The sequence below is a fragment of the Sphaerisporangium fuscum genome (assembly GCF_018531465.1).
Lineage (GTDB): Bacteria > Actinomycetota > Actinomycetes > Streptosporangiales > Streptosporangiaceae > Sphaerisporangium > Sphaerisporangium fuscum.
The window spans coordinates 1-17,567 of sequence record NZ_JAHDTF010000029.1 but is presented as its reverse complement, the minus strand read 5'-3'; the positions used below and the strand labels follow the sequence as shown (position 1 = coordinate 17,567).

Genomic DNA, 17,567 nt, shown 5'->3' with positions numbered 1-17,567 from the left:
GATGGGCGTGCCGGAGATCGCCACTGAGTTCCCCGTCAACCGTAAAGAGCAGGCGATGTGGACGCTGCACCAGCTCGTGCGCGGGCGAGGCATCTGCAACATCGGCTTCGCCTTGCGGGTGGACGAGCGGCTGCGCTGGTGGCCGTTGCAGGAGGCGCTCGACCACCTGGTACGGCGGCACGCCGCGCTGCGGACCATCGTGCGGGCAGAGGGCACCCGGCTGCGCAAGCGGATCCTGTCGGCTGACGAAGTGAGCGTGCCCCTGGAGACGCTGGCGGCCACGGAGGAGGACTGCGAGGAGCAGGTCGCCACGGTGAAGGCGGCTCCCTTCGAGGACACCGGCGAGCTGATGATACGGGCCCACCTGCTCTTGCTCCCCGAGCGCAGCGTCATCTGCGTCGTGGTGCACCACCTGGTGAGCGATGCGACGTCGATCATGGTGCTCATGCGCGAGCTGGCCGAGCTCTATGACGCGTACGCGGCCGGCGACGATCCGGCGGCGGGGCTGGCGGGCCAGGGCGCCATGCGGATCGAGCGCGACCCCGAGCCGGAAGAGGCCGCGTACTGGGTGGAGCATCTGGAGGGCGTGGATGCGGGCCGGCTCGCGATGGCCGCAGCGCGCCCGATGCCCGCCCGGCCCACCTTCGCGGGCGATCGGCTGGACCGGCCGCTGTCGGAGCAGGCAGTCGCCGCCGTCGGGCGCCTGCGCCAGGTGACGCGGACCACGGACAACATCGTCCTCCTCGCGGCATACCTGCTGCTGCTCGCCAAGCATGGCGCCGGCCCAGACCTGGTGGTGGGCGTCCCGGTCAGCGGACGCGGCAGCGAGGAGCGCGACCTGGTCGGATTCCACGCCAAGACACTCCCGATCCGCGTGGCGGTCGACATGGAGCGGGACTTCGCGACCCTCGCGCGGGCCACCCGCGACGCGTTCCTCCATGGCATGGAGCACCGAGGCGCCTCGTTCGAGTCGATCCAGCACGACCTGGATCTGCGCTCGGCCGACTGGCGCGTCCCCCTGTTCAGGCACATGTTCAACTTCCGGCCGATGAACGACGGCGCCGCCGTCGCGATCGGCGGTCGGCCGGCCGAAGTGATCTCGAGCCACGACGGCACGAGCCTGCTGGATCTGGAGATCATCGCCTGGCACCGGCAGGCGGCGATGAGTCTCACCGCCATCTACAGCATGGAGGTGCACACCCGTGAGGAGATCGCAGACTTCCTGGCCCGGTTCGATGCGCTGCTGGTCGAGCTGGACGCGGGGCTCGGCCGGCCGGTCGGAAACGTGCCCGCGTCGACCCCGGACGAACGCCGGCAGGCGGAGGCGGTGAACGCGACCGCCCGGGTGTGGCCTGGCGGGGTCCTCCAGGCGATCGCGAAGCGTGCACGCGAGTCTCCGAACGCGATGGCGATCGGCGACTGGACCTACCGCGACCTGCTCGCCGCCGCCGCGTCGGTCAGGGACGAGCTGCTCAGCAGGGGGATCGGCGCTGGCGACACGGTCGCGCTCCACGCCGGCCGAGGGCGCCGGCTCGCGGCGGCGGTCCTGGGCGTCTGGGGAACGGGTGCGGCCTATCTGCCCCTCGATCCGGCCCATCCCCCGGAGCGGACGGCGTTCGAGCTGGCGGACGCGGGCGTCAGAGTGGTGCTGGCCGGACGTGAGCTTCCGCGAACCCTGGCCGCGGGCATAGAGGTGCTGGCGCTGGACAGTCTGATGGGCAGGGGCGGCGACGCCAGCGGGGGATGGCGTAACGGCGACGTCGCCTACCTCATTTACACCTCCGGATCCACGGGCCGTCCGAAAGGAGTCCGCGTGTCCCAGGCCGGGCTCGCCAACGTCGTGCACCACTTCGCCGAAGCGGCCGAGGTCACCCCTGGCGACAGGATGCTATGGTCGACGACGTTCTCCTTCGACGTCTCGGTGCTGGAACTGCTGGTCCCGCTGGTCGTGGGTGGTGGCGTGGCGGTCGCGTCCGACGAGTCCAGGCTCGCCCCCGACGCTTTCCTCGACCTGGTCCGGCGAGAGGACGTCACCGTCGTCCAGGGAACCCCCACCTTGTGGCGGCATCTCGCCCCCCACCTCGGCGACCGGCTGCGGGGGGTGCGAGTTTTCTGCGGAGGCGAGGCCCTGACCGTCGCGCTCGCGGAGCAGCTGCTCGGCGCCGGCTGCCGGCTCTTCAACGTATACGGCCCGACCGAGACGACGATCTGGTCCACCGCGGTGGAACTGCGTCCGCCGTTGACCGACCGGATGCTGATCGGGGCACCGATCTCCAATACCACGGTCCATGTGCTGGACCCCGCTGGATTCCCGGTCCCGCCAGGAGTGCCGGGCGAGCTGTGCATCGGTGGCGCCGGGGTCGCACTGGGATACCACGACGACCCCAACAAGACGGCCGACCGCTTCCGCACCCACCCCGAACGGGGGCGTTACTACCGCACGGGTGACCAGGTCCGGCAGCGCAGCGACGGTCTGCTGGAGTTCATCGGCCGCAGTGACCGGCAGGTGAAAGTGCGCGGCCACCGCGTTGAACCGGCCGAGGTCGAGGCCGTCATCGAGGAACACGACGCGGTCGTGGACGTCGCCGTGATACCTGAAACGGACCCGGCAGGCCATGTCCGGCTGGTGGCGGCGGTGCGCCTGGCCCAGAACGAGCCCAGTGCGGCAGCATGGGATGCAGGGCCGGACACGGTGGTTGACGCGATGGTGGACTCGGTGCGCGCGTACGCCGAGCGGAAGCTCCCCGCCGCCACTCTGCCCGCCCGGTTCGTGGTCATCGACGATCTGCCCCTGACGGGCAACGGAAAGATCGATTACACCGCCGTCGCGGCCGCCGTCGCAGGCCCGGACCGGTCCGCCGCTCCGCAACTGCCCGACGACCCGGACCTGCGGACTCTGGTCCTGGCCTGGCGCGGCGTGCTCGGTGACGAGCGCCTGACGGCCGATTCCAACTTCTTTCTCGCTGGCGGTCACTCGCTCCTGGCGGGCAAGCTGGCCGTGGAGATCGGCGCGGTCCTGGGCAGGGACGTGGACTTCACGGCGGTCTTCGAGGCTCCGACCCCCGCCGCGATGCTGGCCAGGCTCTCCGAGGGAGGGGCAGTCGTATGAGCGCTGAGTGGTTCGTGCCGCTCGGCGCCGCCGGGCGGACCCGCCTGTTCGCCATTCCGCACGCGGGAGCGGGATGCGCCCAGCTCGCCGGTCTGGCCAAGGCGATGGAGACCCACAGTGTCCAGGTGCTGTCGGCCAACCTGCCGGGCAGGCAGGCCAGGCTGGCCGAGCCACCGGTGACGGATTACGCGACGCTGGTGGAGGAGCTGGCTGACGGCGTGGTCGCACATGCGGACGGCCCGCCGTACGGGTTGTTCGGCTACTGCGGCGGCGCGCTGCTCGCCTACGGGGTGGCCCGGGCGCTGATGTCGCGCTCCATGCAGCCGCCCACGCGCCTCATCGTGGCCTCTTACGAGGCGCCCGACATCGCTCTTCTGCCACGCCGAGTCGCGGACCTGCCCGCCGACCGGCTATGGACGTACCTCCTCGACAGCGGGGGAGTGCCGGACAGCCTCGGGGCGGATCCGCAACTCCGCAAGCTGGTCGAACCCGCGATCCGGGCTGACTACACGGCCCTGGCCGGCTACCGCCATCGACCAGGGCCGCCGATGCCGCTGCCCATCACCGTGTTCTTCGGCGAACGAGATCCCGGCACCCCTCGTGGCGCGCTCCTGGGATGGCGCAGGCAGAGCGACCGGCCCGTCGAACTGCGTCCGCTCCGCTGCGGTCACTGGCTGATGGACGAGGCGGTCGCCGACCTGGCCGCTGGCATCGCATCTGTGCTGGGAGGGACGGGGACGTGAGTCTCGACGCTGCGACCGAGGCGTTGTGGGCGCTGCAGAGGCTGATGCCCGGCTCCGGCATCTCCAACGTCGCCATTGCCATCGACCTGGACCGGCAGGCGCGATGGTGGCCCTTGCAGGAGGCGGTGAACGCATTGATCCGCCGCCACGCCGCCCTGCGCGGCTCGTTCCCCTCCGCGGAGGGCCTGCCGGTCCGTCACGAGCACGCGGAGCACGAACTGGCGCTGGACATCGACGTGCACCCGACGGGGCCCGAGACGATCGAGGCCGACCTGCGGGAGTACGCGGCCCGCCCGTTCGATCTGGACACCGCCCCGCTGATCCGGGTGGGGATGTTCACCGTCTCGCCGGGCCACAGCGTGATCTGCGTGGTCGCTCACCACATCGTGATGGATGCCGCGAGCCTGCGCGTGCTGGTGCGGGAAATCGTGCAGGCGTACCAGAGCGCGGAGGAGGGACGAGAGCTGCCCACTGGACAGCCGGCTTCTCCTGCCGCTCTTTCTGCTCCATCGCAGGCCGCCATGGACTACTGGAGAGGACACGTCGCTGGGTTCGACCCGTCAGGGATGCGGCTGGACGCCGCCGCCCCCGAGGACTCCGGGCCCGACTTCACCGGTGAAGTGGTGGAACGGGTGGTTCCCGACGACGTGGTGGAGGTGCTGGCGGAATTGCGCCGTGCCTGCCGTTCCACCGACGCGATGGTGCTGCTCGCCGCGTACTACCTGGCCGTCCGCCGGCACGGCGCCGCCCGGGACGCGCTGGTGGGCGTGATGGCGGACACGAGGGGAGGCGCCGCGCCGGACGCCGTGGGCTACCACATCGCCACCGTGCCGCTGCGCGTCGCGGTCGACGACGAGATGAGCTTCCCCGAGCTGGTCCAACGCGTCACGCGAACCATGACGGACGCCTTTGAGCACGGGCTGATGACGTACGAGCTGGTGGGCCGGTACGTCCCGGAGTCGACGGCCGATCCGGACTGGTGGCGCTCCGGGCTCGTACACCACGTGTTCAACTTCCGCGGCGACCAGCAGGCCGAGGCCAGGATGGGCGAGAGCTCGATCCGCTACCGCGACGTGTTCACCGGCCTGACCCGGTTCGACCTCGACCTGACGGTGGAGCGGTTCGGTCCGCGGATCATCGTCAAGCTGCACTACCGGACCAGAGCCTTCGACCGGGCGTTCGCGGAATCGTTCCTGGACCGGCTGCTGGGCGTTCTCCGGCAGGCGGCGGGGCGCCGGTCCCTGCCGGTGACCGGGTTCGACCTGCGCACCGAACGTGACCGCCGACTGATCGAAGAGGTCAACGAAACCGGCAGGCAGTGGCAGGGACCGCGGACGGTGCTCGGCATGGTGATCGAGGCGGCCGGCCGCACGCCGGATGCCGTCGCGGTCTCCTCTCCGGAGGTATCGGTCACGTACGCCGAGCTCGTCCGGATGGCGGCGGCCGTCCGGGACCAGGTCAGAGCGCACGACGGCGGACCGGGCCGCGTCGTGGCGCTGGCGGGGCCGCGCGGGCCCGGCCTGGCGGCGGCCGTGCTGGGCGTGTGGGCGGCGGGAGCTGCGTACCTGCCGCTGGACGTGGCACATCCGGCCAGGCGGTTGTCCTTCCAGCTGGACGACGCGTCCTGTCAGCTGATCATCACTGATCACCGGCTTCCCGACGAGTGCACCCGCGGTCGCACAGTCCTGACCTTGCCGTCGGAGGGGCAGGTGGCCGGTCCGCTCGCGGAGCCGGAAGCGGACGCGGAGGCCTATCTGATCTACACCTCGGGCTCGACCGGCACCCCCAAGGGGGTGTGGCTTTCGCACGGCAACCTGGCCAACGTGGTGCGGCATTTCGCGGACCTGTGCGACTCGGGCGCAGGAGACGGGGTGCTCTGGCTGACGACGTTCGCCTTCGACATCTCCGCCCTGGAGCTGTGCCTGCCACTCAGCCGGGGTGGGCGCGTCGTGGCCGCCCCGGACAGCGCGCTTCACTCCCCTGACGTTCTGCTGGAGACTGTCGCCCGGGAGGACGTGGCGATCGTCCAGGCCACGCCCACCACCTGGCGGCAGGTCGCGCCGTACGCGGCAGGTGTCCTGGCCGGGCGCACGCTGCTGTGCGGAGGCGAACCCCTCACCTCGGCCCTCGCCGGGCAACTGCTCGCCACCGGTGCCACGGTCTACAACGTGTACGGCCCGACGGAGACGACCATCTGGTCTACGGCTGCCCAGGTCGTGGACCCGGCATCCACGGCGATCGGACGCCCGGTGCTCAACACGAGGGTCCACGTGGTGGACGGGCACCTGCGCCCGCTCCCTCCGGGTATCGCGGGCGAGCTGTGCGTGTCGGGCGACGGCGTGGCCATCGGCTATCACCGCCTGCCTGATCTGACCGCCGACCGCTTCCGCAACGACGAGGAACTGGGCCGTCTCTACCGGACGGGCGACCGTGCCCTGCTACGCCACGACGGCACGTTGATCCTCCTGGGCCGCGCCGACAGGCAGGTCAAGCTGCGCGGGCACCGCATTGAACTCGGCGAGGTCGAGGCGGTGCTGGAAGGGCATCCCGAAGTCCGGGCGGCTTCGGTCGTCCTGCACGGCGACCCCTCCGCCGACGGGGTGCTGGCCGCGTTCGTCGCCGCCCGGGCTAGACGTGGGCTGCGGGCCGACCTGTGGGCGTATGCGGCAGACAGGCTGCCCTCCTACTGCGTCCCGGCGCGGCTGGCGGTGCTGCCCGCGCTGCCCACCACGGCCAACGGCAAGATCGACACCAGGGCCCTCGCCGGCCGACGGCTCGAAGCCGCGGAGGCCGGCGAACGGGAGCCGAGCGCCCGCCGCACAGCCGGTGACGAGATCGAGCGCGGCCTCGTGAGGCTGTGGCGTGAGGTGCTCGGCCGTCACGACATGGACGTGGATGCGAACTTCTTCCTCAGCGGCGGACACTCTCTCGCTGCGGCACGCCTGGCGGAGCTCGCGACCAGGCGCCTCGGCACACCCGTGACAATGGGGATGGTCTTCCGCGCTCCCACTCCCGCCAGGCTGGCTCGCCTGATCGAAATCCCGGAGGGTGTCCGATGACGGAGCTGGAAGAGCTGATCGGCGATGTGATCTCGGCGGTCGGTGGGCTGAGTCCGCCGGTCGACGCGGTCTTCTTCGAGTCGGGGGTGACCTCGGTGATGCTGCCGGCCCTCCACGAGAAGATCCGGCGGAGGACGGGCCGCGACTTCCCCCTCACTGCCTTCTTCGCCCACCCCACCATCCGATCCCTGGCTGCGTACCTGGATGGGCCGCTCGCGGCGCCCGAACCCCTGAACGACCGCCCCCAGGGACTTGCCGCCGCCAGGCGGAACCTTCGAGCCCAACTCATGCAACGGAAGGGATGACCGCCGTGGCGGGAATGATCGAGCCGATCGCCATCGTCGGAATGGCCTGCCGCCTGCCAGGCGCGCGCGACGTCGAGCAATTCTGGCTCAACCTCGTGGGAGGGCGCGAGAGCATCACCTTCCTCACACCTGAGCAGGCGCGGCGGGCCGGTGCGAGTGACGAGGAGCTGGCCAATCCGGATTTCGTCAGGGCGGTCCCGGCGTTAGAAGAGGCCGACCGGTTCGATGCGGGTCTTTTCGGTATGACCGCGCTCGAGGCGGAGATCTGCGACCCGCAGTTCCGCTTGTTCCTGGAGATCTGCCACGCGGCGATGGAGAACGCCGGCCACGATCCCTTCGGCGCCGGCCAGAGCGTGGGCGTCTTCGGCGCCGCCAGCTACAACCAGTACCTGCGGCACATCTTCACCACCCGGCCCGACCTGCTGGAAAGCCGCAACGAGCTCCAGTGGCTCCCGTTGAACGACCCGGGCTACCTGGCCACCCTCGTCTCCTACAAGCTGAACCTGCGCGGCCCTAGCATGACGGTGCTGACCGCATGCTCCAGTTCACTGGTGGCGGTGCACCTGGCCGCGCAGGCGTTGCGGGCCGGGGAGTGCGAGATGGCCCTGGCCGGAGGCGTCTCAGTGAATCTGGCGCCAGGACACCTGTGGACGCCGGGCGGCATCCTGACGAGCGATGGCCACTGCCGCCCCTTCGACGCGTCGGGGTCGGGCACGCTGTTCGGCAGTGGAGCCGGTGTGGTCGTGCTCAAGCGCTTGGACGACGCGTTCGCCGAAGGCGACCAGATCCGCGCGGTCATCCTCGGCGACGCCGTCAACAATGACGGAGCGGAGAAGGTCTCCTTCAGCGCGCCGAGCATCTCCGGTCAGTGCATGGCCATCGCGGAGGCCATGGCACTGGCCGACGTCCACCCCGCGGATGTGCAGTACGTCGAGGCGCACGCCACCGGCACGCGGCTCGGCGATCCCGTCGAGGTCGCGGCGCTGGCGCAGGCGTATGCCACGCTCGCCGGCGAGCCCCTGCCGCTCTCCGGCACAGCCATCGGCTCGGTCAAGTCCAACATCGGCCACATGAACGAGGCGTCTGGAGTGGCCGGGCTCATCAAGACGGTTCTGATGCTCGAACGCGGGGCGATCGTCCCCAGCGTCAACGTCGAGACGGTCAACCCGCTCCTGGAGATCGAGAAGACGCCGTTCAATGTTGCCAGAGAGCTGCGTCCATGGCCGCGGCGGGCGGATCGGCCACGGGTCGCGGCCGTCAACTCGCTCGGGGTCGGCGGCACGAACGCTCACATGGTGCTCTCGGAAGCCCCCGTGGTCTCCAGCATCACGGAGCCGCCCCGGCCGCGTGTCGTGGCCTGGTCTGCGCGAACCTTCGGCGCACTACGAAGGCTGCAGGACTCTCTCGCCGCATTCTTCGAGACCTGCGACGAGGAGACGTTCCCTGACGCGGTCGGCACTCTCCAGCACGGCCGTACGCCGCACCAGGCCCGGGCCGCTGTCGTCAGTGACTCCGCCGCCGGGGCCGCCGGCCTGCTGCGCGGCACCAAGGTCATCTCCGGTGAGGCCAAGGAGGGGGTCCGTCCCGTCTTCTTGTTCCCCGGTCAGGGGGCTCACCGCGCCCGCATGGCGAGCGGCCTGTACGGCACAGCGCGCGGGTTCACGATCGCCATGGACGAGTGCCTGGACCTGCTGGAGGAGCACGGCCTGCGTCTTCACGACGTCTGGCTGGAGGACACCCGCTTGGAGGACACGGCACTGGTGCAGCCGCTGCTGTTCGCCGTGGAGTACGCCCTGGCTGCGATGTGGATCTCGGGCGGCATCGGGCCCGGCGCCGTGGCGGGTCACAGTCTGGGCGAGCTGACCGCGGCCACTGTGGCCGGGGTGTTCGACCTGCCCGACGCCGTACGCCTTGTGGTCGCGCGGGCGCGGGCCATGAGTGAGCATTCCGTCCGCGGCGGCATGCTGGCGCTGGCCGCGGAGCCCGACCGGATCGCCGAAGTGCTTACCGAAGGGCTGGCGATCGCAGCTGTCAACGGTCCGAAGCAGACGGTGGTGTCCGGGCCGGATGAGGCACTGGCCGACCTCGCCGGAGAGCTGGCCGAGTTGGGGATCCAGGCCAGGCGCCTGCCTGTCGCTCACCCGTTCCATCATCCCGGCTGGTCGGATGCGGCGGACCGGTTCATGGAGGCGTTCGGCGACGTCACGCCCAGCCTGCCTCGCATCCCTCTCTACTCCGGGCGTACCGGCGCGCGGGTGACGGATGAGGCGCTGGATCCCGAGTTCTGGGCTGGCCAGCTCATTCATCCCGTGCGCTTCTGGGACGCGCTCGACGCCATGCTGTCCGAGGGCTCCGGTCACCTTCTGCTGGAGGTGGGGCCGGGCACCACACTGGGTGGGCTGGCCAGCCGTCACGGCTCGGTAAGGAAGAGACACGTCACCGTCGTGAGCACCCTCCAGGGAGAGGGGGACATGATCGCCGTGTTGTCGGCCGCCGCGATGCTGTGGACCCGTGGCCTGCCGCTCGACTGGGCAGCACTCGGTCAGACGCCTCCTGAGAGGCGATGCATCCTGCCCGGCTATCCCTACGAACGTGAACGCCACTGGGCGGAACCGGAGCCTCAGCGGTCGGCGCCCAGGAGGTCGCCCGAGCCCCGGACGTCCATGACGGTCGTTGAGTGGACGCAGCAGGCCAGGCCCGACGAGGTCGCGGGCGGCGGCACTGCGCTCGTGCTATTGCCAAATGACGACCGCGCGCTGACCGTGCTCCTTGCCGTCCAGCAGGCCGGACATTCGGTTATCAGGGTGTACGCCGGCACGCGATATGCCGAGCACGGGGCCGATTTCTCCATCCGCCACCCCGGTGACCTCGCCCGGGTGCTGGACGCTCTCGCCGCCAGGAATGTCGCGATCAGTCTCGTGGTGCATGCCATGACGGCGGAGCCCTTCAGGCCGCTCACGGCGGAGAGTTTGCCCGGCCAGCTCGACACCGCCTTCGCCGGCCCTTTCATGCTGGCGAAGCTGATCCTGCAGCGCTACCCGGCGGGATCGCTGCCTCGGTTCGCCGTCGTGACCGCCTACTCTGCGGACGTGTCCGGAGGCGACCGCCTCGATTCCGCCAAGGCGACGATCCACGGGCTCGTGCGCAGTCTGCTCTCGGAAGAGCCGCGGCTGGTGGGCGGTGTGATCGACGTGGGCGAGCGGGTGGAGGTCGCCGACCTCGCGGCGGAGCTGCGAGTCGCGGCGCCCGCCGAACTCGTAGCCCTGCGGGGTGGACGCCGCTGGGTGCCCATCGAACGTCCACTGGCGCTGCCGCGCCCAGGTCGTGACGTGCTGCGGGAGCAGGGGGTCTACCTCGTCACAGGAGGCTTCGGCGGGCTGGGCCGCACGCTCGCCACAAAGCTGGCGGGAACAGGGCTGCGGCCACGGCTCGTTCTGATGGGCCGCGTGGCCGAGGACCGCGGGATAGTTGCCGACCTGCGTGCGTGCGGAGCCGAAGTGCTCTCCGTCGCCGGTGACGTCGCCGACCCGGCGGCGCTCCGGGCGGCAATTGACGCGGCCACCACCCGCTTTGGGCCGGTCAACGGGGTCTTCCACCTGGCTGGGGTGCCCGGGGACAGGATGATCGCTTTCCGGGAGCTAGACGATGCCCGGTCCGTGCTCGCCCCGAAGACGCTGGGCACGGTGAACCTGGCCGAGGCGTTCGCCGGGCGACCGCCACTCGACTTCGCCGTCTTCTTCTCCAGCAGGGCCGCGCTCGAAGGGCTGGTCGGCGGCGCCGACTATGCGGCGGCGAACGCGTTCATGGACGTCTTCGCGGAGACGACCTCGCTGGCCAATGGCAATGTCCTGAGCGTGGCATGGCCGGTCTGGCAGGGCCCGGGCATGGTGGATCACAATGGGCCTGACCTCGCGGCGCTCCCCGGCGCCATCGCCAGGATGGTCCGGCAGGATGCCCCGGCGACCGTAGTCTGGGAAGACGACATCGCTGCGGCCACGCACTGGATGCTCGACGAGCACAGGCTCGATGGCAGGCCTCTGCTGCCCGGAACCGGCTACCTGGAAATGGTTACCACTGTATTCAGCGATCGGCTGAAGGAGGCGGGCCAGGCGGTCGAGTTGTCGGAGATGTTGTTCCGGGCGCCGCTCCTCGACGAGGGGACACGTCGGCTGCGGCTGGAGCTCACGCCGTCCGGGGACGGTTATGACATCGAGGTGTCCTCCCGGCCGTCGGACAATCCGGGGGCGACATGGGTCGTCCACGTCACCGGCCGCGTGCGCGGCGTCGAGGCGCGGGCCGAGAAAGTCGATTTCGTCGCCGTTCGCGACAGGCTGGAGGCGGCGGGTACGAAGACCGCGGTCACACCCAGGGGGCGCCCGCGAGGCGCGTTCGCCCTCGGGCCCAGGTGGCGCAACGTGGTCATGACGTGGGAAGCCGGTGACGAGCAGCTCCTGCATGCGCGTCTTTCCTCGGCTTTCGCCGGCGACCTCTCCGAGCATCGCCTGCACCCGGCGTTGCTCGACACGGTGACGGCGGCCATAAGGCCGCAGTTCACCGATCCTTTCATTCCCTTCCTGTACGAACGGATGGTTCTGCGTGCCGACCTGCCCGCGGAGTTCTACGCGTACGTGCGGCGGACGCGGATGAGCGAGGACACGATCGCAGGCGATATAGACCTGCTGACCGAGGACGGCACAATCCTTGCCCGGATCGTCGGGTTCACGATGCGCCGGGCCGATCTGTCGAACGGCCTCGACGCACCGCGCGAGACTCCGGATCGCCTGGAGGCCGGGCTGGATCGCGAGGAGGGGATGCGGCTGCTGTTCACGCTGCTGGCCAGTGACGCCCCGCATGCCGTGGCGGTCAGCCCGCACCCGGACGGCGGTCCTGTGCCGGTGCGAGAAGCGGTGGTAGGGGAGACAGAGCCGCAGCGGGACGCCGCCGCCGAGCCGGCCCGTTCCGCAGCTGACCTGGCGACCGATGCGGCGGGCGCTCTGCCGGAACGGCTTCGTGAGCTGTGGACCCAGTCGGTCGGCTCGTCGCCGGCGAGCGACGACGACGACTTCTTCGAGGCGGGCGGCAACTCGCTGAGCGCCGTAGAGCTGATGGCTAGGATCCGGGCGCAACTCGGCGTCGAGCTGAGCATCGGGCGTCTCTTGGAGATCAGGACCTTCGGCGGCCTGCTGGCCGTCCTGGCCGAGGACTGATTCGGGGTGGCGCAATTGACGATCAACCAACGGCTCGATGCAGAGGAACTGCTGACGACCACTCGCACCGTGCGAAAGCGACTGGACCTCGGCCGTGACGTTCCGATCGAACTCGTACGGGAGTGCCTGGAGATCGCCCTGCAGGCGCCGAACGCTGGCAACGGCCAGAGCTGGCACTGGGTCGTCGTGACCGATCGGACGACCCGTGCTCGCATCGGGGAGCTTTACCGGCGCGCGTTCGAGGAGTCCTACGGGAGCGGCGGCCCCGCAACCGAACCGCGCACGGGTGACCTGGCCCGGCTCAAAGCCCGCTGGCGCGTTGCGGAGAGTGCCGCCTATCTCGCGAAGCACATGGGAGAGGTGCCGGTGTTGGTGGTCCCATGCCTGCGGCTGCTCCCGGGCGGGCTTCCCGGTGGCAACCAGGCTGGGCTGTGGGGATCCCTGCTGCCGGCGGCGTGGAGTTACATGCTGGCCGCCCGCACCCGTGGGCTGGGCACGGCCTGGACGTCGCTGCACCTGGCATACGAAGGCGAAGTCGCCGAATTGCTCGGCCTACCTGCCGACGTCCGCCAGGGTGCCCTCATCCCGACTGCGTACTACACGGGAGAGACCTTTCGGCCTGGCGCTCGCATCCCGCTCGGAGAGGTCTTCCACTTCGACCGATGGTGAGCCGCCCGATAACGAGCCGGCGAGTGGTGAGCCGCCCAGATGTGACGAACGCCTCCATGAACCTGTCTTGACTTTGATGAATCTGCGCTGAATCAGCAGATCTGGTCTGATTTACTTGATCACATTTAAGCCCTATCGACACGGGGGACGTCTTACGGGCTGGGCAGGCGACGCCTGTGGGTGTCCCCCATGGGGGATGACATATGGAGTTCCAGGTGCTCGGCCCTGTCGGCGCGACCGTGGGTGCTCGGCATGTGGACATCGGCCCGGCGCGGCAACAGTGTGTTCTGGCCGCGTTACTGATCGACGTGGGTCAGGTCGTCTCGACGGACCAGTTGATCTATCGCGTCTGGGCCGAAGCCCCGCCCGGCGGTGCCCGCAATACCCTGAACAGCTATCTGGCGCGCATCCGTACGATCCTGCAGTCCCTGGGCACGGACGCGGATGGTGTCGCGCTGGTCCGGCACACGGGCGGATACGCGCTCGAGGCCGACGCTGAACGGGTGGATCTGTACTGCTTTCGCCGCCTGGTGAGGCAGGCACGAGACGTTGCTGATGATCGCGCCGGGCGCCTGCTGCGCGAGGCGCTCGACCTGTGGCAGGCGGATGCCCTCACTGGTCTGTCGGGCGATTGGGCGGAGGCGACGCGGGCTCAGCTGGACGACGAGCGCGTCAGGGCATCCCTGCTGTATCAGGACATCCAGTTGAAACGAGGGCGGCACGAGGAGTTACTGCCCGAACTGCGTGACCTGATCTCGTCCCATCCGTTCGACGAGCGACTGGTCGCGCGGCTCATGATGGTGCTGTACCGGTCCGGGCGCCAGGCCGAAGCACTCCAGCTGTACGAGCAGGTCCGGTCCCAGCTGGCCGAGCAATTGGGCGTCGACCCCAGCCCTGAACTGCAGGCCCGTCATCTGGAGGTGCTGTCCTCCACGCCTGTTTCGTCGCGTCCTACCACCGTGTCCACGTTGCCCATACCGCGTCAGCTACCTCTGGCCCCGGTGAATTTCGAGGGCCGGGCGCGCGAGCTGGCCGCGCTCGATCGCATGGACGAGCAGAACACCGATCGGCTGGTCACGCTCGTCGGCACGGGCGGGATCGGCAAGACCTATCTGGCCCTGCACTGGGCTCACACAAATCTCGACCGGTTCCCCGACGGGCAACTGTTCGCCAATCTGCGGGGCTTCGACGCAGCGGGTGAGCACACCGAACCGTTGGCTGTGCTGCGTGGCTTCATCGAGGCGCTGGGGGTCGAGCCCGGGGCCATACCGGCTGACCCCGATGCGCAGTCCGCCCTTTATCGTTCGCTGGTCGCCGACAGGCGCCTGCTCATCGTCCTGGACGACGCGCGCGACGCGGCCCATGTCATTCCGGTCCTGCCCGGCAGCCCGGCCTGCACTGTCCTGATCACGAGCCGTAATCGACTCGCCGACCTGGCGGTCACGCACGGCGCCAGGACTCTCGCTCTGGATGTGCTTGATCCAGGGGCGGCACGCCGGATGCTCACCCTTCGGATCGGTAAGGTCCGGGCGGCTGCGGAGGCCGACGCCGTGACGGCTCTGCTGGAGTACTGTGCGGGCCTGCCGCTCGCCCTCGGCATTCTGGCCTCGCGCGCGATGACCCACCCAGGTCTTCCGCTCGCTTTCCTCGCCGAGGAACTGAGGGAGGAATCCAGCCGACTGGACGCGCTCCACGTCGGTGGCCCGGGCACGGACATCCGGGCGATCTTCGCCTCCTCCTACCGTTCTCTTGAGCCCTCCGCGGCCAGGGCCTTGGGGTTGCTGGGGCTGGCACCGGGGCCGACCATCGGCCTGCTCGCCGTCACCGCTTTGCTCGACCTGCCGATCGGGCGCGCTCGCTCCCTGTTACGTAGTCTGGAAGACGCGCACCTGCTCTGCCAGTACGTTCCCCAGCGGTACCGCATGCACGACCTCGTCCGCCTCTGCGCCATGGAAACGGCAGAGCGTGACATCTCAGCCGAGGAGCGAACGGTCGCCATGCGCCGCCTGGGCGGCTTCTACCTCCGCGGTGCCTTCGCCGCTGACCGGCTACTGTACCCCAATCGGCCGGGCCTCGGGCTGGACCTGCCGGTAGACGGTCTCGCCCCGGAGCCGCCGCGAGACACAGCGGCGGCGTTGGCCTGGTTCGACGCCGAGTACGTCTGCCTGATGGCCATTCAGCGGCTCACCGCGGCGTGGGGTTGGGACACCGCGACGTTGCAGCTGGCCTGGGCGCTGGACACATACTGCTGGCGTCAGGTGCGCCTCGTGGACGGCTCGGGCATGTGGGCGGCCGGGTTGGAGGCCGCGGAACGTTTGGAGGACACCGCCGCCCGCGCGGTGGCTCATTGGCGGTTGGGGTTCTCCAGGGCGATGGTGGGAGAGCGCGACGGGGTGCTCGGCCATATGTACCAGGCGTTATCCCTGTTCAAGGAGTCCGGTGATGCCGTGTCGGCAGCTCACGTTCACCAGTCGCTGGGCTGGGTCTTTACGCAGTGGGGCGAGCGACGGCAAGCTCTGCATCACAGTAGCCGGGCTCTGGCGGACTTTCAGACACTCGACACCCCGGCCTGGGAGGCCAACGCTCTGAATGCGGCGGCCTGGTGTCTGGCCCAGCTCGACCAGCACAAACAGGCATATGTCTACTGCGAGCAAGCTCTCGCCTTGTTCCGCGAGCAGGACGACCTCGACGGCGAGGCTGCCACGCTGGACAGCATGGGGTACATCAGTCACCGTATGGGCCGGCACAACGAGGCCATTGGGCACTACCGCTGCGCCGTGGAGCTTCGCGACGCCACGGGAAACGCCAGCCAGAAAGCAGACACCCTGAACCGGATGGGTGACGCCCACGAGGCAGCGGGCGAGCACGCCCAGGCCTACCAGGCCTGGGCGCATGCGTTGGACCTCTACCGTCGTCAGCATCGCGTGAAAGACGCCGAACGGACCCAGGCCAAACTCGATGCGGCGGGTTACTCCGCAGCCGGACCGCAGATGTAGGAGTTGTACGTGGAATACTCGCTGCGCTTACCGGCCTCATGGACCGTCCCATGGCGGTCGACGATGTATCGGCCGATGACTTCGGTTCGTGTGGCGTCGGAATAGTACGTGGTGGGATACGTGTGGTGCGGGTCGGGGAAACTGGCCTGCGCCGGTATAGAGAGGAACGTGCAACCGGCGCAAGCGAGGAAGAGGGCGAGCGTTATGCGCATTTCTCTATTCCCTTTGAGTCGCAGGCGGCACGGAATCGCGCGGCAGAATCGAGAACTGTGTCAAGTGAGGTGCCCAGCAGATTCCGGACAGTCAGCTATACAAGCTGACAGCAGTCTGGAGGAAGTAGGTACATGACGAGGCGTCGCAGGCAGTTCTCGACCGAGTTCAAGGAAGAAGCCGTCCGCATGGTCCTGGACGGCGATCGCGCGGGCGCATCGGTGGCCGCAAGTGTGGGATCAACGCCGGCACCCTGGGCAGTCTAGGTGAACAGGTATCGGATCATCCACGGCCAAGACGAGCAGCAGTCGGCTTCCGGTCCGGAGCGGGTGCGGATCTGGGAGTTGGAGCGGGAGAACGCCGAACTGCGCGAGAAGCTGGCGTTCTTGAAAAAGCAGCCGCCTTCTTCGCGGCCGAGAGTCGATGACGCTCGCCACGCACGAGCTGATCGATGCGGAGAAGGCCCACCACGCGATCGTCAAGATCGCGCCTGGCCGAACGTGTCCCGCTCGGGCTACTACAAGTGGCGCGAGCGGACGGCCTCGGCCACCGCCCAACGCCGCGCGCTGCTCACTCAGCTGGTCACGGAGGTCTTCGCCGACTCGCACGAGACCTACGGCCACCGGCGGGCGCACGCCGCCCTGCGGTCCTCGGCTGAGCCATGGCCGACCACTACCGCACCAAGCTGATCAAGGACACAATCCGGATGGGAGCCGGCACCGGCCTCGTCCAGCCCGGTGCCGTCTTCCACTCCGACCGCGGCTCGAATCACACCTCAAATGAGTTCGGCCGGTTTCTGACCGGCCGGCGCATCCGCCGCTCGGTCGGCCGCACCGGTGTTTACTACGACAACGCGATGGCAGAGTCGTCCTTCAGCACGATCAAGAACGAATGGCACCACCGCTTCGGCTTCACCAGTCGGGCCAAGGCGAAACGGCAGGTCATTCGCTACATCGAAGGTTCTGCAGCCGGCGGCGCCTGCACTCGGCGCTCGGCTACCGGCCACTCCTTGACGTGCTCAACGAGTCCCTTTCATCCCAAGCAGCCGCGTAGGCTACGCCATAAGGCGGCTGTCCGGAATCACCGTGGCTCCTCAAAGCCATGATCGTGGGGATTCCGACGCTGTGCATGTTCATGAATTCTGGCTCATCGGGACTGTCTAGAAAACGGTGTTTCTCGATCTCGATTCGTTATCGGGTGGTCGGGGTCAGGCGGCCTTCGAAGGTGATGGCGAAGGCGTTCAGGGCGGCCTTCCAGCGGGTGATCCAG

Annotated in this window: 11 protein-coding genes; 10 read left to right on the top strand and 1 reads right to left on the bottom strand. The window is 69.1% G+C overall.

What is annotated here, in order from left to right; all coding sequences use genetic code 11:
* Position 1 precedes the first annotated feature (1 nt).
* The 7 genes from KIK05_RS32890 (at position 2) to KIK05_RS32860 (ending at position 16,088) form a co-directional block, all read left to right on the top strand.
* Positions 2–3,109, top strand: coding sequence for a non-ribosomal peptide synthetase (locus tag KIK05_RS32890; protein ID WP_214414739.1), 3,108 nt, complete (start codon positions 2–4; stop codon positions 3,107–3,109).
* Entirely contained in the window at positions 3,106–3,852 is a 747-nt protein-coding gene (locus KIK05_RS32885) for a thioesterase II family protein (RefSeq protein ID WP_214414738.1), read from the top strand. The genes KIK05_RS32890 and KIK05_RS32885 overlap by 4 nt, the downstream gene beginning before the upstream one ends.
* Entirely contained in the window at positions 3,849–6,911 is a 3,063-nt protein-coding gene (locus KIK05_RS32880; RefSeq protein ID WP_214414737.1) for a non-ribosomal peptide synthetase, read from the top strand. The genes KIK05_RS32885 and KIK05_RS32880 overlap by 4 nt, the downstream gene beginning before the upstream one ends.
* On the top strand, positions 6,908–7,216 hold the full coding sequence (locus KIK05_RS32875; RefSeq protein WP_214414736.1) for an acyl carrier protein: 309 nt from the start codon (positions 6,908–6,910) through the stop codon (positions 7,214–7,216). Before KIK05_RS32880 ends, KIK05_RS32875 begins: the two co-directional genes overlap by 4 nt.
* A 14-nt stretch (positions 7,217–7,230) precedes the next feature.
* A complete protein-coding gene (locus KIK05_RS32870) occupies positions 7,231–12,423 on the top strand; it encodes a type I polyketide synthase (RefSeq protein ID WP_214414735.1) in 5,193 nt (1,730 codons plus the stop codon).
* Between the two features lie 6 nt (positions 12,424–12,429).
* The gene (locus KIK05_RS32865; RefSeq protein WP_308250206.1) at positions 12,430–13,092 is read left to right on the top strand and encodes a nitroreductase family protein; all 663 of its coding nucleotides are present in this window, start codon (positions 12,430–12,432) and stop codon (positions 13,090–13,092) included.
* A gap of 203 nt (positions 13,093–13,295) precedes the next feature.
* Positions 13,296–16,088 carry an AfsR/SARP family transcriptional regulator gene (locus KIK05_RS32860; protein WP_214414734.1) on the top strand — a complete coding sequence of 931 codons (2,793 nt, stop codon included), beginning with the start codon at positions 13,296–13,298 and terminating at the stop codon, positions 16,086–16,088.
* On the opposite strand, the gene KIK05_RS49770 is transcribed toward KIK05_RS32860, so the two are convergent.
* A complete protein-coding gene (locus tag KIK05_RS49770) occupies positions 16,061–16,300 on the bottom strand; it encodes a DUF6289 family protein (protein WP_504740200.1) in 240 nt (79 codons plus the stop codon). The two genes, KIK05_RS32860 and KIK05_RS49770, sit on opposite strands and share 28 nt — an antisense overlap.
* Positions 16,301–16,432: 132 nt before the next feature.
* Here KIK05_RS49770 and KIK05_RS49500 point away from each other — a divergent pair, with 132 nt between their 5' ends.
* The 3 genes from KIK05_RS49500 to KIK05_RS32845 all read left to right on the top strand — a co-directional run bounded on the left by KIK05_RS49500 (position 16,433) and on the right by KIK05_RS32845 (position 17,403).
* Positions 16,433–16,564: a transposase gene (locus KIK05_RS49500; RefSeq protein WP_214414733.1), complete on the top strand. Its 132-nt coding sequence runs from the start codon at positions 16,433–16,435 to the stop codon at positions 16,562–16,564.
* A 234-nt stretch (positions 16,565–16,798) separates the two neighbouring features.
* Positions 16,799–16,987 carry an IS3 family transposase gene (locus tag KIK05_RS32850; protein ID WP_214414732.1) on the top strand — a complete coding sequence of 63 codons (189 nt, stop codon included), beginning with the start codon at positions 16,799–16,801 and terminating at the stop codon, positions 16,985–16,987.
* Positions 16,960–17,403, top strand: a complete 444-nt coding sequence (locus KIK05_RS32845; protein WP_214414731.1) for a DDE-type integrase/transposase/recombinase — start codon at positions 16,960–16,962, stop codon at positions 17,401–17,403. The genes KIK05_RS32850 and KIK05_RS32845 overlap by 28 nt, the downstream gene beginning before the upstream one ends.
* The last annotated feature ends 164 nt before the right edge of the window (positions 17,404–17,567 follow it).